This window comes from Streptomyces sp. NBC_00353, assembly GCF_036108815.1.
GTDB lineage: Bacteria > Actinomycetota > Actinomycetes > Streptomycetales > Streptomycetaceae > Streptomyces.
In genome coordinates this window covers 8543795-8558781 of record NZ_CP107985.1, presented here as the reverse complement: position 1 = coordinate 8558781, position 14987 = coordinate 8543795, and the positions used below count along the sequence as shown (strand labels likewise).

The 14987-nt window shown below is 69.5% G+C and carries 15 protein-coding genes; 3 read left to right on the top strand and 12 right to left on the bottom strand.

Features of this window, described 5'->3' with window-relative positions; genetic code table 11:
- Nucleotides 1-13: 13 nt before the first annotated feature.
- Nucleotides 14-1006: an ArsR/SmtB family transcription factor gene (locus tag OHA88_RS38555; protein ID WP_328628926.1), complete on the bottom strand. Its 993-nt coding sequence runs from the start codon at nt 1004-1006 to the stop codon at nt 14-16.
- Between the two features lie 100 nt (nt 1007-1106).
- Between OHA88_RS38555 and OHA88_RS38550 the strand changes: the two genes are divergently transcribed.
- The gene (locus tag OHA88_RS38550; protein ID WP_328628925.1) at nt 1107-2297 is read left to right on the top strand and encodes an MFS transporter; all 1191 of its coding nucleotides are present in this window, start codon (nt 1107-1109) and stop codon (nt 2295-2297) included.
- A gap of 20 nt (nt 2298-2317) precedes the next feature.
- Here OHA88_RS38550 and OHA88_RS38545 read toward each other — a convergent pair whose 3' ends face one another.
- The gene (locus OHA88_RS38545; RefSeq protein WP_328628924.1) at nt 2318-3535 is read right to left on the bottom strand and encodes a M20 metallopeptidase family protein; all 1218 of its coding nucleotides are present in this window, start codon (nt 3533-3535) and stop codon (nt 2318-2320) included.
- Between the two features lie 143 nt (nt 3536-3678).
- Here OHA88_RS38545 and OHA88_RS38540 point away from each other — a divergent pair, with 143 nt between their 5' ends.
- Nucleotides 3679-4521 (top strand): alpha/beta fold hydrolase, encoded by an 843-nt coding sequence (locus tag OHA88_RS38540; RefSeq protein WP_328628923.1) that lies wholly within the window; start codon nt 3679-3681, stop codon nt 4519-4521.
- 63 nt (nt 4522-4584) lie between these two features.
- Here OHA88_RS38540 and OHA88_RS38535 read toward each other — a convergent pair whose 3' ends face one another.
- From OHA88_RS38535 to OHA88_RS38515, 5 genes are all read right to left on the bottom strand, one after another.
- Nucleotides 4585-5883, bottom strand: coding sequence for a DUF6986 family protein (locus OHA88_RS38535; RefSeq protein WP_328628922.1), 1299 nt, complete (start codon nt 5881-5883; stop codon nt 4585-4587).
- A gap of 176 nt (nt 5884-6059) precedes the next feature.
- Complete coding sequence (locus OHA88_RS38530) at nt 6060-7022, bottom strand: electron transfer flavoprotein subunit alpha/FixB family protein (RefSeq protein ID WP_328628921.1); 963 nt, start codon at nt 7020-7022, stop codon at nt 6060-6062.
- A 57-nt stretch (nt 7023-7079) separates the two neighbouring features.
- Nucleotides 7080-7865, bottom strand: coding sequence for an electron transfer flavoprotein subunit beta/FixA family protein (locus tag OHA88_RS38525; protein WP_328628920.1), 786 nt, complete (start codon nt 7863-7865; stop codon nt 7080-7082).
- 200 nt (nt 7866-8065) lie between these two features.
- Complete coding sequence (locus tag OHA88_RS38520) at nt 8066-8572, bottom strand: flavin reductase family protein (RefSeq protein ID WP_313935904.1); 507 nt, start codon at nt 8570-8572, stop codon at nt 8066-8068.
- Nucleotides 8573-8768: 196 nt separating this feature from the next.
- Nucleotides 8769-9095, bottom strand: a complete 327-nt coding sequence (locus OHA88_RS38515; protein WP_267006731.1) for a TlpA family protein disulfide reductase — start codon at nt 9093-9095, stop codon at nt 8769-8771.
- Nucleotides 9096-9313: 218 nt separating this feature from the next.
- Between OHA88_RS38515 and OHA88_RS38510 the strand changes: the two genes are divergently transcribed.
- Nucleotides 9314-10036, top strand: coding sequence for a lysophospholipid acyltransferase family protein (locus OHA88_RS38510; protein WP_328628919.1), 723 nt, complete (start codon nt 9314-9316; stop codon nt 10034-10036).
- Between the two features lie 30 nt (nt 10037-10066).
- Here the strand turns inward: OHA88_RS38510 and OHA88_RS38505 are convergent, their stop codons facing one another.
- From OHA88_RS38505 to OHA88_RS38485, 5 genes are all read right to left on the bottom strand, one after another.
- A complete protein-coding gene (locus OHA88_RS38505) occupies nt 10067-10759 on the bottom strand; it encodes a B3/B4 domain-containing protein (protein ID WP_328628918.1) in 693 nt (230 codons plus the stop codon).
- 23 nt (nt 10760-10782) lie between these two features.
- Entirely contained in the window at nt 10783-11382 is a 600-nt protein-coding gene (locus OHA88_RS38500) for a transglutaminase family protein (protein WP_328628917.1), read from the bottom strand.
- A 78-nt stretch (nt 11383-11460) separates the two neighbouring features.
- A complete protein-coding gene (locus tag OHA88_RS38495; RefSeq protein ID WP_267008201.1) occupies nt 11461-12522 on the bottom strand; it encodes a threonine aldolase family protein in 1062 nt (353 codons plus the stop codon).
- Entirely contained in the window at nt 12519-13286 is a 768-nt protein-coding gene (locus tag OHA88_RS38490; protein ID WP_328629896.1) for an SDR family NAD(P)-dependent oxidoreductase, read from the bottom strand. The genes OHA88_RS38495 and OHA88_RS38490 overlap by 4 nt, the downstream gene beginning before the upstream one ends.
- Before the next feature lie 26 nt (nt 13287-13312).
- Nucleotides 13313-14710, bottom strand: coding sequence for a DUF6421 family protein (locus OHA88_RS38485; protein ID WP_328628916.1), 1398 nt, complete (start codon nt 14708-14710; stop codon nt 13313-13315).
- Between the last annotated feature and the right edge of the window lie 277 nt (nt 14711-14987).

The following is a 14987-nucleotide window of genomic DNA, read 5'->3' as shown; positions in this document are numbered from 1 at the left end:
GCAGCGGGCTCGATCAGCCTCCGGCGGGCGTCAGCAGCGCGTCAGCGACCGACGTACGTGCGTAGAGGACCGAGCGTCCGGCCCGGTGGGCGGTGACCAGGCCCGCATTCCGCAGGGCCGTGAGGTGCTGGGAGACCCCGGCCGCGGACAGCCCCGAGCGCTGGGCGAGCACAGTGGTGGAGGCCGGGGTGTCGAGCTCGGTGAGGAGCAGGGTGCGGGAGCGGCCCAGGACGGCGGCGACCGCCTCACCGGCGACAGGGGTCCGCGGCTCCCAGAGGGTGCCGATACCCCGTGCCGGATATGCGAGTTGTGGCGGGTCCGGCGCCACTGAGCGCGTCAGCACCCGCGGCCAGGCGAATACGGAGGGCACCAGCAGCAGCCCCGCGCCCGTGTCGGCGCGGGTCAGGGCGCAGTGTCGGCGGACCAGGCGCAGGCTGTTCTCGTCCCAACGTACCGACTCGTGCAGCTCGTTCAGGACCTGTGCGGCACCGAGCTCGGCCACCTGCCGCGCCCGGCGGAAGACATCGGCTTCGAGCAGGCGGCGGATCCGGGCCCAGTAGGGTGCGAGCGCCAGCTCCCAGTAGATCTCGATCTCCGCGGCGACCTTCTCCAGCGCCGCTTCCGGTGCCTCGCCCAGCAGCCTGAGCCGCGCGGACCGGCCGAGATCCCGCTCGACGCCGAGTCTGCCGAGGTCGGTCCGTACCCGCTCAGGAGAGGTCTGCCGGATCGCCTCCAGCTCACCGGCGAGTTCGGGGAACGGGGCGGGGGGAGTCGGATTGAGGAAATCCGCGAGGTAGCCGCCTGCGGGGATCAGCTCAGCGAGCCACCCGCGGTCGAGCCCCGCCTCCACCAGCCGGGGCCGCACCTGTGCGGCCCACCGCCGGTGCAGCGGCGGCTCGGCCTCGGCCCGCAGCAGCCGGAAGCTGGTGACGACCTCCCACATCGGGGAGATGGCGAAGCGGGTCTGCGCCAAGTCCGCGGTGGAGAAACTGAGTTCCGACTCCATGTGCCCCCACCTGTCCGGAGTTCCCGAGCCGCCCGCTCATTGGATTCGGTCTCAGCTTAATCAATGGTCCGGCACAGCGGTCGGGCTGCACGCTCCTCGCATGTTCTCCACCTTTCGCGGTCTGCCGCCCACGGTCTGGACCCTCTTCGCCGGCACGATCATCAACCGGCTCGGCTATCTGGTCACGCCCTTCCTGGTGTTCTTCCTCGCAGCACGCGGCATCACCGGTACGCAGACCTCGTACGTCCTCGGCGCCCTGGGCGCGGGCAACCTGCTCGGACCGGCGATCGGCGGGCTGCTCGCCGATCGGATCGGCCGCCGGTCGACGATGCTCATCGGTCTCCTCGGCGCATCCGCGGCGCAGGGGGCGCTCTTCGTGGCACCGGGTGTGCTGACGATGGCCTGCGCCGCACTGCTGCTCAGTGCGACCGGAGCGATGATCAGCCCTGCCGTGTACGCGCTGATGGCCGACTCCGTGGACGCGGAGCGCCGACGGCGCGCGTACGCCCTGTTCGGCTGGGGCATCAACATCGGCACGGCGGCGGCAGGCGTCCTCGGTGGCTTCCTCGCCGCGCACGGCTACTGGCTGCTCTTCGCGGTCGACGCCGGCACGATGCTGGCGTACACCGTCGTCGTCGCCACCCGGGTGACCGAGACCCGGGCGGCGAAGGACCGGACCGGGGCGCGCGACGGCGTCGGATACAGCGTCGTCCTTCGGGACCGGCTGATGCTCGCGCTGCTCCCGCTGTTCGGGGTCCAGCTCTTCGTCTACTCGCTGACCGAGGTCGCGCTGCCGCTGGCCATCCATGACAGTGCGCTCTCCCCCGCGGTCTACGGGGCGATGGCGGCGGTCAACGCGGTGCTGGTGGTGGTCCTGCAGCCGTTCGCGACAGCCCGGCTCGCCCGGTTCCCGCAGGTTCCGGTCCACGCGGCGGGCAGCGTACTGATCGCCGGGGGTGTGGCGCTCACAGGTGTCGCGGACAGCGTCGTGGGCTACACGCTGTCGGTGGTCGTCTGGTCGGTCGGCGAGGCGTGCGTGTCCGGGATCGCCTCCGCGATCGTCGCCAACCTCGCCCCGGCGCACGCACGCGGCCGCTACCAAGGAGCGTTCCAGTGGACCTGGGGGGTCGCCCGGTTCGCCGCCCTCACCGTGGGCGTCGCCCTCTATACAGGTACCGGCCCGGCCGTCCTCTGGTGGACGGCGCTGCTCGGTGGTGTCCTCTGCTCCCTCGCGCCCCTCGCCCTCGCCGGCCGGATCACGCACCGGATGGAGCACGAACTGGCGGCCTGAGAGGCCGGTGAGCCTGGTCCTCAGCCCCTGCTGAGCCGTCCGAGCGCCAGCTCCGAGAGGAGCGCCGCCGCGTCACCCAGCACGGAGTCGTCGAAGACGGCTTCCGGGGAGTGGTTGTAGGGGGCTGTGGCGGGGTCGAGATCGGCGGGGCAGGCGCCGAGCATCAGGTAGGCGGAAGGGATGTGCTGACCGATGAAGGCGAAGTCCTCGGCCCCGGCGATCGGGTTCGGCAGCTCGAAGTAGCGTTCGACTCCCAACAGTTGGCCGACCGTGTCGGCCGCGTACGCCGCCTCGGCGGGGTCGTTGACGGTGACCGGGTAGCCCTCGTCGACGACTGCTTCCACGATCATCCCGTGCGACTCCCCGATGCCGCGTACGACCCGTGGCGCCTCCTCGTGTACACGGGCCCGCGCCGCCGCGGAGAAGGACCGGATACTCGCGGAGAACACGGCCTCGTCGGGAATGACGTTGTGGGTGGTGCCCGCGTGGAAGCTGCCGACGGTCACGACAACCGGGTCGAAGGCGTCGAAGCGGCGGGTCACCATGGTCTGCAGACCTGTTACGGCTTCGCAGGCGGCCGGGATCGGGTCCAGGGCGCTGTGCGGACTGGACCCGTGCCCACCGCGCCCGCGCACCGTCACGTCGAGGACATCGGCGGCGGCCAGGATCGGTCCGGGGCGGGTGCTGACGAAACCGTGCGGCAGCAGTGCGGACGCGACATGGAGGGCGTATGCGGCCACCGGCCTGGTGCCCGCAGCTTCGAGCACACCTTCGTCGATCATGACCCGGGCCCCGGCGTCGCCTTCCTCGCCGGGCTGGAACATGAACACCACGGTTCCGGCCAGTGCATCGCGCCGCTCGCAGAGCAGCCGTACCGCGCCGACCAGTCCGGCGGTGTGCAGGTCGTGGCCGCAGGCGTGCATCACGCCGGGGATCTCGGAGGCGTACGGCAGCCCGCTGGTCTCCTGCACCGGCAGCGCGTCCATGTCGCCGCGGAGCAGCACCACCGGACCGGGCAGCGCGCCACGCAGCACGGCCGTGACCGAGGTGAGCTGTTTGCCCAGGGTGATCTCCAGGGGCAGCCCGTCCAGCGCTGCCAGTACCTTCGCCTGGGTCAGCGGCAGTTCCAGGCCGATTTCGGGCTCCCGGTGCAGTGCGCGGCGCAGCGCGACCAGTTCGGGCAGGAGCGCGGCGGCGGATCCACGGAGGTCGGCGGAGCGGCTGGCTGCATCGGTCATGGCGTCTCCTCGCGAGTCGGTCCCCCTATCCTCACCGTTTTCCGCTCCCGTGCCACCCGGTCCTCACGAGGGCGACCGGCACGGCCGAGAAGCTCTGCGTAAACCGCTTGTTGTCCCTGTCGTACGGTCACCAGGATTGCGCCATGACTGCTTTCACCGCTCCCGACGGAACCGAACTCGCCTATCACCTCGTGGGTGAGGGCGAGCCACTGCTCGTTCTGCCCGGTGGTCCCATGCGCGCCTCCGCCTACCTCGGCGATCTGGGTGGGCTGTCGAGCCGGCGCCAACTGGTCATGCTCGACCTGCGGGGCACCGGCGACTCAGGCATCCCCGCCGACCCGGCCACCTACCGCGTCGACCGTCAGGCGGCCGATGTTGAGGCCCTCCGCGAACACCTCGGTCTGGACCGCGTGGACGTGCTGGCGCACTCCGCGGGCGGCGATCTCGCGATCATCCTCGCGGCCCGGCATCCCCGGCGCATCCGGACCCTTACACTGATCACCGCCCGTGCGCGTGCCCTCGGTGTCGACTTCACCGAGGAGCATCGTCGCGAAGCCGCCGCCCTGCGCACGGCCGAGCCGTGGTTCACGACCGCGCGGGACGCGTACGAGGCCGTCTGGGCAGGCTCCGCCACCGAAGCCGACTGGGATGCCATCGCCCCGTTCTTCTACGGGCGTTGGGACACGGCCGCCCGGGCCCACGCCGCAGCCGACGTCGAGCAGAGCAACTACGAGGCCGCGGACATCTACGCGTCCGACGGCGCCTTCGACCCTGCCGCGGCCCGCGACGCCATCACCGCGCTGGATGCCCGGGTCCTGATCCTTGCGGGCGAGCTGGACGGTGGTCCGCTTCCTCGCGTCGCGGCCACCGTCGCAGGGTTGTTCCCCAAGGCCGAACTCGCCGTCCAGCCGGGCGCCGGCCACTTCCCGTGGCTGGACGATCCCTTCCGCTTCAGCGGGACCGTCGAGACCTTCCTGCGGGGCTGACGGCACGGGTCGAAGCCCGTGCCTTCTGAGGGGGCGACGGTACGGGCCTGAACCACGCGCGCGCTACGGCGCCGTCACCGTCAGTCCCCCGCGCCGCGGCGAAGCGAAGGCGTCGAGGTCTGCCCGGGTCAGCCCCGTCAGGCGGGCGACCTCGGCGGTGTCCAGGGCGCCGCAGTCGATGCCGCGCAGCAGATAGCCACTGAGGGCCTTTGCGGTGGCGGGCTCGTCCATCACATCGCCGCCGGCCTTGGCCACATATGCGGCGAGGCGGGCCGCGGCCTGTTCCAGGCCCTCGCGGTAGAAGGTGTAGACAGCCGCGTAACGGGTCGGCAGGTGGCCCGGGTGCATGTCCCAGCCCTGGTAGTAGGCGCGGGCCAGGGCGCGGCGGGTGAGGCCGTAGTGGAGTCGCCAGGCCTCGTGGACCTGGTGGGTGGGGCCGACAGGGAGGACGTTGGTCGAGCCGTCGGAGACGCGCACGCCGGTGCCCGCGGCGGCCACCTGCATGACGGCCTTGGCATGGTCCGCGGCCGGATGGTCGCTCGCCTGGTAGGCGGCGCTGACGCCGACACAGGCGCTGTAGTCGAAAGTGCCGTAGTGCAGGCCGGTCGCGCGCCCTCGCGCTGCGTCGATCATGCGGGCCACGGCGGCGGTGCCGTCGGCGGCCAGGATCGACTGGCTGGTCTCGATCTGGATCTCGAAGCCGAGCCGGCCCGACGGCAGACCGTGGGCCTCTTCGAAGGCTTCGAGGAGCCGGACGAAGGCGGTGACCTGTTCGGGGTACGTCACCTTGGGAAGGGTGAGGACCAGGCCGTCGGGGAGGCCGCCCGCCTGCATGAGCCCGGTGAGGAAGATGTCCGTGGTGCGGATGCCCCGGTCGCGTACCGCGGCCTCCATGCACTTCATCCGGATGCCCATGTACGGGGCCGCCGTGCCGTTCCGGTACGCCTCCGAGATCAGCCGGGCGGCTCGGGCTGCCGCCTCGTCCTCCTCGGCATCGGGCCGGGGTCCGTAGCCGTCCTCGAAGTCGATGCGCAGGTCCTCGACGGGCTCGCGGCTCAGCTTGGCGCGTACGCGGTCGTGGACGGGCGCGGCGAGCTCCTCCGGGATGCCGAGGACGGCTGCGAACGAGGCCGCGTCGGGGGCATGCTCGTCGAGGGCCTTGAGCGCCTGGTCGCCCCAGGAACGGATGGTGCCGGCGGTGAAGGTGTCGCCGGGGACGTAGACCGTGTGGACGGGCTGGCGGGTTCCGGGGTCTCCTGGGTAGCGGCGGGCGAGCTCGGCGTCCACTGCCGTGAGGGAGGCGCTGATCTCCTCGCTGACCGCACCGGCGAGGCTCGTTGCCACCTTCTCCTGCTGACCCATTTTCGGCACCCTCCACACTCTCACTGTTTCCGCTTCCCGGAATCAGTAATCCGTATAGTGAAGTTATAAGGCTGTCGGACCTGCGTCAATGGTGATCAGAAACGGTCCGGGGCCGCGCGGTGAGAACACACCACGCGGCCCCGGACCGTCGAGAACGGGTACAGCTCCCCGGAGGATCAGCCCTTGCGGGTGTTGACCTCGTCGGTGAGCTGGGGGACGACCTGGAAGAGGTCGCCGACGACGCCGTAGTCGACGAGGTCGAAGATCGGGGCCTCGGAGTCCTTGTTGATCGCGACGATCGTCTTCGAGGTCTGCATGCCAGCCCGGTGCTGGATCGCACCGGAGATACCGGACGCGATGTACAGCTGCGGCGACACCGACTTGCCGGTCTGGCCGACCTGGTTGGAGTGCGGGTACCAGCCGGCGTCGACCGCGGCACGCGAGGCACCCACCGCCGCGCCCAGCGAGTCGGCGAGCGCCTCGATGATCGCGAAGTTCTCCGCACCGTTGACACCACGGCCACCGGAGACCACGATCGCGGCCTCGGTCAGCTCCGGACGCCCCGTCGACTCACGCGGAGTACGCGACAGCACCTTCGTGCCGGTGGCCTGCGCCGAGAAACCGACCGGCAGGGTCTCGACCGCACCCGCGGCCGGGGCCGCCTCGACCGGCGCCGAGTTCGGCTTCACCGTGATGACCGGGACACCCCTGGACACACGGGACTTCGTGGTGAACGACGCCGCGAACGCGGACTGCGTGGCCACCGGACCCAGCTCACCGGCCTCCAGATCCACCGCGTCGGTAATGATCCCGGAACCGATCCGGACCGCGAGACGGGCAGCGATCTCCTTGCCCTCCGCGGAGGACGGAACCAGCACCGCGACCGGGGACACCGCCTCGACCGCAGCCTGCAGCGCATCCACCTTCGGCACGACCAGATAATCGGCGAACTCAGCGGCGTCCGCGGTCAGGACCTTCACCGCACCGTGCTCAGCCAGCACCGACACCGTCTCGGCCGCACCCGCGCCCAGCGCGACAGCGACCGGCTCACCGATCCGACGCGCCAGCGTCAACAGCTCCAGAGTGGGCTTGCGGACGGCACCGTCCACGTGGTCGACATAGACGAGAACTTCAGCCATGGGACTTCAATCTCCTGCAGGTAACGAAGGAACGAGGAACGGACGAAACAGCCGGCTCTAGATGAACTTCTGGCCCGCGAGGAACTCGGCCAGCTGCTTGCCGCCCTCGCCCTCGTCCTTGACGATCGTGCCCGCCGTACGAGCCGGACGCTGCGCCGCGGAATCCACCGCGGTCCACGCACCCGCCAGACCGACCTCGTCCGCGTCGATCTCCAGATCCTCCAGATCCAGGGACTCGACCGGCTTCTTCTTCGCCGCCATGATCCCCTTGAACGACGGGTAACGCGCCTCACCCGACTGGTCCGTCACCGACACCACCGCCGGCAACGACGCCTGCAACTGCTCCGACGCACTGTCACCGTCACGACGCCCGGTCACCGTGCCGCCCTCGACCTTCACCTCCGACAACAACGTCACCTGCGGAACACCCAGACGCTCCGCCAGCACCGCCGGCAGCACACCCATCGTCCCGTCCGTCGACGCCATCCCACACACGACCAGGTCGTAACCCGTCTTCTCGATCGCCTTCGCCAGCACCAGCGACGTACCGATCACATCCGTACCGTGCAGATCGTCGTCCTCGACATGAACCGCCCTGTCCGCACCCATCGACAACGCCTTGCGCAACGCGTCCTTGGCATCCTCCGGACCCACCGTCAACACGGTGATCTCCGCATCATCCGCCTCGTCCGCGATCTGCAGCGCCTGCTCCACCGCATACTCATCCAGCTCCGACAACAGACCGTCGACATCCTCACGGTCCAGCGTCAGATCATCGGCGAAATGCCGGTCACCAGTGGCGTCGGGCACGTACTTCACACAGACAACGATCCTCAAGCTCACGCCGGCTCTCCTACTGCATCGTCATTTCTGGGCTGCCTTGATGCACGCAGCATAGGCGCCTGATGGGGCGGATTCCGGTCGGGGCGACCGACGCTCCGAGCGAAATATTACTCGTCAGTACACCCAGTGCGTCACCCATAAGCAAGCGCTTTGACTGTGACCTAGCCGACGCTCGGCGCCCAAGCGCCGCCTGGGATGTCTCAGTCCCGCAGCGCCGTGAAACGGCCCTGATGGTAGAGGAGCGGACGGCCGGCTCCGGTCGGATCGCCGACAACGGCCTCCGCGATCACGATCCGGTGGTCGCCTGCCGGGATGCGCGCCACCACGCGGCAGACCAGCCACGCCAGCACTCCGTCGAGCACCGGCACTCCTTCCGGCCCATTGCGCCAATAGGTGGACGGGCCGAACCGGTCGGCGCCGCTGCGCGCGAATGTGGCGGCCAGTTCCTGCTGGTGCTCGCCGAGTATGTGTACGCCGACGTGCTCGGCCTCCGCCACGACCGGCCAGCTGGACGACGAGGTCCCCACGCCGAAGGAGATCAGCGGCGGCTCGGCGGCGACGGAGTTCAGGGAGGTGGCGGTGAAGCCGACCGGCCGGTCACCGGCGGCGGTGATCACGGCGACACCGGCGGCGTGCTGCCGGAAGACGGAGCGGAGGAGGTCGGGGGATGCCGTGCGGGCGGTGCCGAGCTCGGGCGAAGCCGTCATGGAGGTGTCCTTCTGCGAGGGAGGCGTACGGGGCCGTGGGTGCTCAGGCACCCGGACAGCGCGCACTCGCGTTGCGGGCCAGGTCCACGTGGGCCCGGCCGAAGAGAAGGAGTTCCGGCGGCATAGCGTCAGACTGACGATGCGTGGTGGGTGCAGTCAAGTAGGTTCCGCAATGTGGGAGATGCATCACGGTCCGTCACATCGCGTGCCCCAGTGCTGCGACGACATCTACAGTGCGTGGTTGCCCGACCGCCCGCCGGACGATCCGGCCTGTCGCGTCGAGCACCAGAACCGTCGGGGTGCGGCTGATGTCGAGTTCGCGTACGAGAGTGAGATGCGCCTCGGCGTCGATCTCGACGTGGGCGACGCCATCGACCATGCGCGCCACCTCGTCGAGGGTGCGGCGGGTGGCCCGGCAGGGCTGACAGAAGGCGCTGGAGAACTGCACAAGGGTGGCCCGGTCCCCCAATTCCGCGCCGAGTTGGGCGGCATCCAGCCTTCTCGCATGTGTCTGCCCGTCCACCTTCGGCCTCCTGTCAGAGCTCTTCGCAAAGGGTCAGCACCACGGGACGCAGAGGCATTCCCGGCCGTTCCACGTGACGAGAATCTCGCGCCCCGTGGCCGCGGAGACTGGCCAGCGCGACGCACATGGGGCACGATCGGCGCAATGCCGAAAACCTACGGCTGCGTAACTTCCGCCGGGAGAACCCTCCTCAGGCGCAGAAGAAGGGTCTTCTCCAGATGGCAGAACTCGTCTATCGGCCGGTCATCGGCGCCGCTCGCACCATGTTCAAGGCGCTGGACCTGAAGATCGACACTCAGGGTTCGGAGCACATCCCGAAGACCGGCGGTGCCGTACTGGTCAGCAACCACATCAGCTATCTCGACTTCATCTTCTCCGGGCTGACCGCTCTGCCGCAGAAGCGGCTGGTCCGCTTCATGGCGAAGGAATCGGTTTTCCGGCACAAGGTCTCCGGTCCGCTGATGCGCGGCATGAAGCACATTCCGGTCGACCGGAAGCAGGGCGAGGATGCGTATGCGCACGCCCTCGCCTCGCTGCGGTCCGGCGAGATCATCGGTGTCTTCCCCGAGGCGACCATCTCCCAGTCGTTCACCCTGAAGAGCTTCAAGTCGGGCGCCGCACGACTGGCCCAGGAGGCCGGCGTACCGCTGATCCCGATGGCGCTGTGGGGGACCCAGCGGATCTGGACCAAGGGCCGGCCGCGCAACTTCAAGCGCAGCCACATCCCGGTGACGATCCGGGTCGGTGAGCCGGTCGAAGCCCCCACCGACCAGTACGCGGGTGCGATCACCCGGCGGCTCCGCGAGCGGGTGCAGGAGCTTCTCGAAGCTGCCCAGCGCGCGTACCCGGTGCGGCCGAAGGACGCGAGCGACACCTGGTGGGTGCCCACGCATCTCGGCGGTACGGCTCCGACGGCCGCCGAGGTGCGCGAGACGAGCTGACCCGACCGGGTCACGGCCACGGCTGAAACGTCACTCCGGGGTGCGGACGGTGATCCGCACTCCGGGGCTGAGCTTCTCCAGCGACTCGGCGAGTTCGGTGCCCGCGGCTTCGAGCTCGCCGATCGTCATGGGGGCGAGGCTCTCCAGCAAGAACAACGCGCTGACGGACGCCTCGGTGAGCCGGGTGCGTACGCCCTGCCGCCAGTTCCACCGCCGGCAGGTGACGCCCTCGTCGTCGCACCAGACGACTTCGCCGGGCTCGGGGTGCTCCACGGTCTCCTCGCCACCCGCGACGGTGCGGAACGGCTCCTGGCCGGTGGAGCGCACCAGCCGCATGGCGCCCTTGATGCGGTCGGTGTCCTCGCCGCCGACCGGGATCAGATGGGCGACACTGATCGCGTTGTAGAGGTCGACCAGCAGGTTGATCCGCGGCAGACCGGCGTCCGTGAGGGCCCGCCTGGCGAGAGCCTCGGCCGAGTTGCGGGTACGGGACGGCTTGGCGCCGAAGGCGGTGTAGGTGTCCCGCCAGGCGGCGACATGAGGGGCCTCGTGCGGCGCCCTGCCGTCGAGCCGCGCGACGAGCCGTCGGGTGGCATCGTCGAGCAGGGCCGAACTGTCTTCGTTGCTCTCCCCGTTGACCAGGCCGCGCGCCTCGACGGCGAGGTAGGTGAAGCCGGGGGCGAGCGTGCGTACGTCGTCGGAAACGGTGAGCGTCGGAGTCATCGGCTGCCTTGCCTCGGGACGGTTCAGAGCGCGGTCGGGAGAGTGCGCCACAGCTGCGTACGGTCCTCGGCGCACTGCATTGCGCGTAGAACTGCAGGGTGGGGTACTGCATAGAGTACTGGATAGTCCACTCCATTGGACCCCGGTCCGGTCGCCCAGGCCAACCGTTCCTCGTCGAGCGAGAACTGGGCGTCGATACCGGGCTTGTTGCCGCGCGGGTCCTGGCGGTCCCACCGGTCCCGTCCCGGCAGGCGCACGGCGATCAGACCGTGCAGGACCTCCGGATCCCCGTTGTCGTCGGTGAAACCCTGGTAGCACAGTGCGGCCGGGATGCCTGCCGCACGCAGCAGGGCGGCCAGTGCGTGGGACTTGGAGTGGCAGATGCCGTTGCGGGTGGCCAGGACGTCGGAGGCCCGCCAGGTGACCCGCAGATCACCCGAGTCGACGGAGTGGTCAATGGTGTCGCGTACGCACTCATAGGCCGCAACCGCGTATGAGTATGCGTCGACAGTCTCGGAGCGGAGGCGGTCGGCAGTGTCCCTCACGAGCGGATGCTCGTGATCGATGGCCTCGTCAGCAGCGAGATAGGCAGAAATCTCAGGGACTTGCTGTGTCAGCTCCATGCGCACAGAGCATACGGAAGCGGTCGACCGGAAGGCAATAACTTTCCGATCGACCGCATATCCATACGACAATTCGCGCTACTTGGCCATCTCTTCCTTCAGCGCGAGAACGAACGCGTCGACGTCGTCCTCCGTGGTGTCGAACGCGCACATCCAGCGCACATCACCGGCGGTTTCGTCCCAGAAGTAGAAGCGGAAGCGCTTCTGGAGCCGCTCGCTCACCTCGTGGGGCAGCCGTGCGAAGACGGCGTTGGCCTGCACCGGGTGGAGGATCTCCACGCCGTCGACCGCGCGGACGCCCTCGGCCAGCCGCTGGGCCATGGCGTTGGCGTGCCGGGCGTTGCGGAGCCACAGGTCGCGGGCGAGCAGCGCCTCCAGCTGCACCGACACGAAGCGCATCTTCGAGGCGAGCTGCATGGACAGCTTGCGCAGGTGCTTCATGGCCCGTACGGCGTCCGGGTTGAGGACGACGACGGCCTCGCCGAACAGCGCCCCGTTCTTGGTGCCGCCGAAGGAGAGGACATCGACCCCGACCGCGTTGGTGAACGTGCGCATCGGTACGTCCAGCGACGCCGCGGCGTTGGCTATCCGCGCCCCGTCGAGGTGGACCTTCATGCCCCGCTCGTGGGAGTGCTCGCAGATGGCGCGGATCTCGTCGGGCGTGTAGACCGTGCCGAGTTCGGTGTTCTGCGTGATGGACACGACCTGGGGCATCGCCCGGTGCTCGTCGTCCCAGCCGTACGCCTGCCGGTCGATGAGCTCAGGGGTGAGCTTGCCGTCCGGCGTCGGGACGGTCAGCAGTTTCAGGCCGCCGACACGCTCCGGGGCACCGCCCTCGTCCACGTTGATGTGCGCGGACTCGGCGCAGATCACCGCGCCCCAGCGGTCGGTCATCGCCTGGAGGGAGACGACATTCGCGCCCGTTCCGTTGAAGACCGGGAACGCCTCCGCAGTAGGGCCGAAGTGGCTGTGCATGACCCGCTGGAGGTGCTCGGTGTAGTCGTCCTCGCCGTAGGCGATCTGATGACCGCCGTTGGCCAGGGCGATGGCCGCGAGAACTTCCGGGTGGGCGCCCGCGTAGTTGTCACTGGCGAAACCGCGCACCTGCGGATCGTGGTGACGTCGCGCGTCGGTCCTTATGGTTGCGGGGTCAGCCACAGACGCTTTCCGTTCACTTCCGGGGCGGGCCGCTCCCAGACGCCGGCGATGGCATCGGCCAGCTCCTTGACGTCGGTGAAGCCCGCGAACTTCGCATTCGGGCGCTCGGCGCGCATCGCGTCGTGCACCAGTGCCTTGACGATCAGGATCGCAGCCGCCGTCCTCGGCCCTTCGTCGCCCCCCGCCTTACGGAAGGCATCGGCGAGCGCGAGGGTCCAGGCCTCGGCGGCGGCCTTCGACGCGGCGTAGGCGGCGTTGCCCGCGGTGGGCTGGCTCGCCCCGGCCGCGCTGATCAGCAGGAAACGGCCGCGGTCGCTGCGCAGCAGGCCATCGTGGAAGGCCAGCGAGGTGTGCTGCACGGTACGGATCAGCAGCTTCTCCAGCAGATCCCAGTCGGCGAGGTCGGTCTCGGCGAAGGTGGCGCTGCCGCGCCAGCCGCCGACGAGGTGGACCAGGCCGTCGATCCGGCCGAATTCCTTCTCGGTCTTGGCCGCCCATTCGCGGGTGGCGGCGAGGTCGAGCAGATCGACCGTGTCGCCGGTGACGGTGGCGCCGCCGTGGGCGTACCGCGCGGCGTCGACGGCCTCCGCCAGCCGGGTGGGGTCCGCGTCCGAGGCGACGACGATCGCGCCGGCCTCCGCGAGCCTGAGCAGCGTCGCACGGCCCGCCGGTCCCGCGGCTCCTGCGACCGCGATGACAGCGCCTTCGAGCATGCCGTTGCCGTTGCCCGTGCCGTTTGCGTTCATGGCCATCGCCTCCTCGGTACGGGCGCTCACGCGGCTGCCTGCTCGGCGTCGGCCGCGGTGATCCCCTTGGTGGAGGCGATCACGTGCTTCAGCTTCTTGGCGAGCGCCTCATAGAACATGCTCAGGGGAAACTCGTCCGGAAGCACGTCGTCCACGAGCTTGCGCGGCGGCTGCGTCAGGTCCAGGGCGTCCGGACCCTTGGCCCAGCGGGAGCCGGGGTGCGGGGCGAGGTAGGTCGAGACCAGGTCGTACGCGGCGAACCAGTGGACCAGCTTCGGGCGGTCGATGCCGTCGCGGTAGAGCTTCTCGATCTCGCCGCAGAGCTGGTTGGTGACCTGCGGGGCGCGGTCCCAGTCGATCTTCAGGGTGTTGTCGGTCCAGCGGACCACGTCGTGCTTGTGGAGGTACGCGAAGAGCAGCTGGCCGCCGAGACCGTCGTAGTTGCGGACGCGCTCACCGGTGACCGGGAAGCGGAACATCCGGTCGAACAGCACGGCGTACTGCACATCGCGACCCTGCGGGAAGCCGTCGGCCTCCAGCTTCACGGCCTCCTTGAAGGCGGTGAGGTCACAGCGCAGCTCCTCCAGGCCGTACATCCAGAACGGCTGGCGCTGCTTGATCATGAACGGGTCGAACGGCAGGTCGCCGTGGCTGTGGGTGCGGTCATGGACCATGTCCCAGAGCACGAAGGCCTGCTCGCAGCGCTGCTGGTCGCCGACCATGTCGCGGATGTCCTCGGGCAGCTCGACCCCGAGCAGTTCGACGGAGGCCTCGGTGACACGGCGGAAGCGAGCGGCCTCGCGGTCACAGAAGATGCCGCCCCAGCTGAAGCGCTCGGGCGCCTCGCGCACGGCGATCGTCTCCGGGAAGAGCACCGCGGAGTTGGTGTCGTAGCCGGAGGTGAAGTCCTCGAAGGTGATGCCGCAGAACAGCGGGTTGTCATAACGGGTGGCCTCGAGCTCGGCGAGCCACTCCGGCCAGACCATCCGCAGCACGACCGCTTCGAGGTTGCGGTCCGGGTTGCCGTTCTGCGTGTACATCGCGAAGACGACCAGGTGCTGCAGGCCGTCGGCGCGGTCCTTGGCGGGCTGGAAGGCGAGCAGCGAGTCCAGGAAGTCCGGCACGCCGAAGCCGTCGTCCGCCCAGCGACGCAGGTCCATGACAAGGGCGCGGTGGTACGCGGCGTCGTGCGGGAGCAGCGGGGCAAGCTCCTCGATCGCGGCGATCGCCCGGTCCAGCGTCGCCCGGACGGTGGCCGGGGAAGGCGCGCCGTCGGCGTCGAAGTCGATCGAGCCGTCCTTCGACTGCCAGGGGCGGATCTCCTCCACGGCATTCTTGAGCGCAGGCCAGGCCGGCTGCTCAACCACCCGCCGGGCAGCAGTTATCGCGCCGGGGGCGGCATCGTGCACAAGAATTTCCGTCATCACACTTCCTCCACGGGAGAACCTCGCGTTAAGCAACCGTATCCGTGTGCGGTTCCTCGAGACAAGTGGGCCCCAGAAAATTATCCTGTCGACCCCCCATGGTCACCGCTATTTTTCCTGTCATACCCCGCCCCTGCGACCGCTTCCGTCGGCCGGGCGGGAGGTACGGCGACCCCGACTCGCACACCAGTTCGTTCAGGCCGCGCGCGGCGCGCCCACGCACGAGTGACACGGCTCGCGGCGCACCTGCCGCCGGCGGTAGGACGGACGGCACCCA

Excerpts from the sequence above, each read along its gene's own strand:
- OHA88_RS38555 (WP_328628926.1), bottom strand. The coding sequence starts at position 1,006 with ATGGAGTCGGAACTCAGTTTCTCCACCGCGGACTTGGCGCAGACCCGC.
- OHA88_RS38550 (WP_328628925.1), top strand. The coding sequence starts at position 1,107 with ATGTTCTCCACCTTTCGCGGTCTGCCGCCCACGGTCTGGACCCTCTTC.
- OHA88_RS38545 (WP_328628924.1), bottom strand. The coding sequence starts at position 3,535 with ATGACCGATGCAGCCAGCCGCTCCGCCGACCTCCGTGGATCCGCCGCC.
- OHA88_RS38540 (WP_328628923.1), top strand. The coding sequence starts at position 3,679 with ATGACTGCTTTCACCGCTCCCGACGGAACCGAACTCGCCTATCACCTC.
- OHA88_RS38535 (WP_328628922.1), bottom strand. The coding sequence starts at position 5,883 with ATGGGTCAGCAGGAGAAGGTGGCAACGAGCCTCGCCGGTGCGGTCAGC.
- OHA88_RS38530 (WP_328628921.1), bottom strand. The coding sequence starts at position 7,022 with ATGGCTGAAGTTCTCGTCTATGTCGACCACGTGGACGGTGCCGTCCGC.
- OHA88_RS38520 (WP_313935904.1), bottom strand. The coding sequence starts at position 8,572 with ATGACGGCTTCGCCCGAGCTCGGCACCGCCCGCACGGCATCCCCCGAC.
- OHA88_RS38510 (WP_328628919.1), top strand. The coding sequence starts at position 9,314 with ATGGCAGAACTCGTCTATCGGCCGGTCATCGGCGCCGCTCGCACCATG.
- OHA88_RS38505 (WP_328628918.1), bottom strand. The coding sequence starts at position 10,759 with ATGACTCCGACGCTCACCGTTTCCGACGACGTACGCACGCTCGCCCCC.
- OHA88_RS38500 (WP_328628917.1), bottom strand. The coding sequence starts at position 11,382 with ATGGAGCTGACACAGCAAGTCCCTGAGATTTCTGCCTATCTCGCTGCT.
- OHA88_RS38490 (WP_328629896.1), bottom strand. The coding sequence starts at position 13,286 with ATGAACGCAAACGGCACGGGCAACGGCAACGGCATGCTCGAAGGCGCT.
- OHA88_RS38485 (WP_328628916.1), bottom strand. The coding sequence starts at position 14,710 with ATGACGGAAATTCTTGTGCACGATGCCGCCCCCGGCGCGATAACTGCT.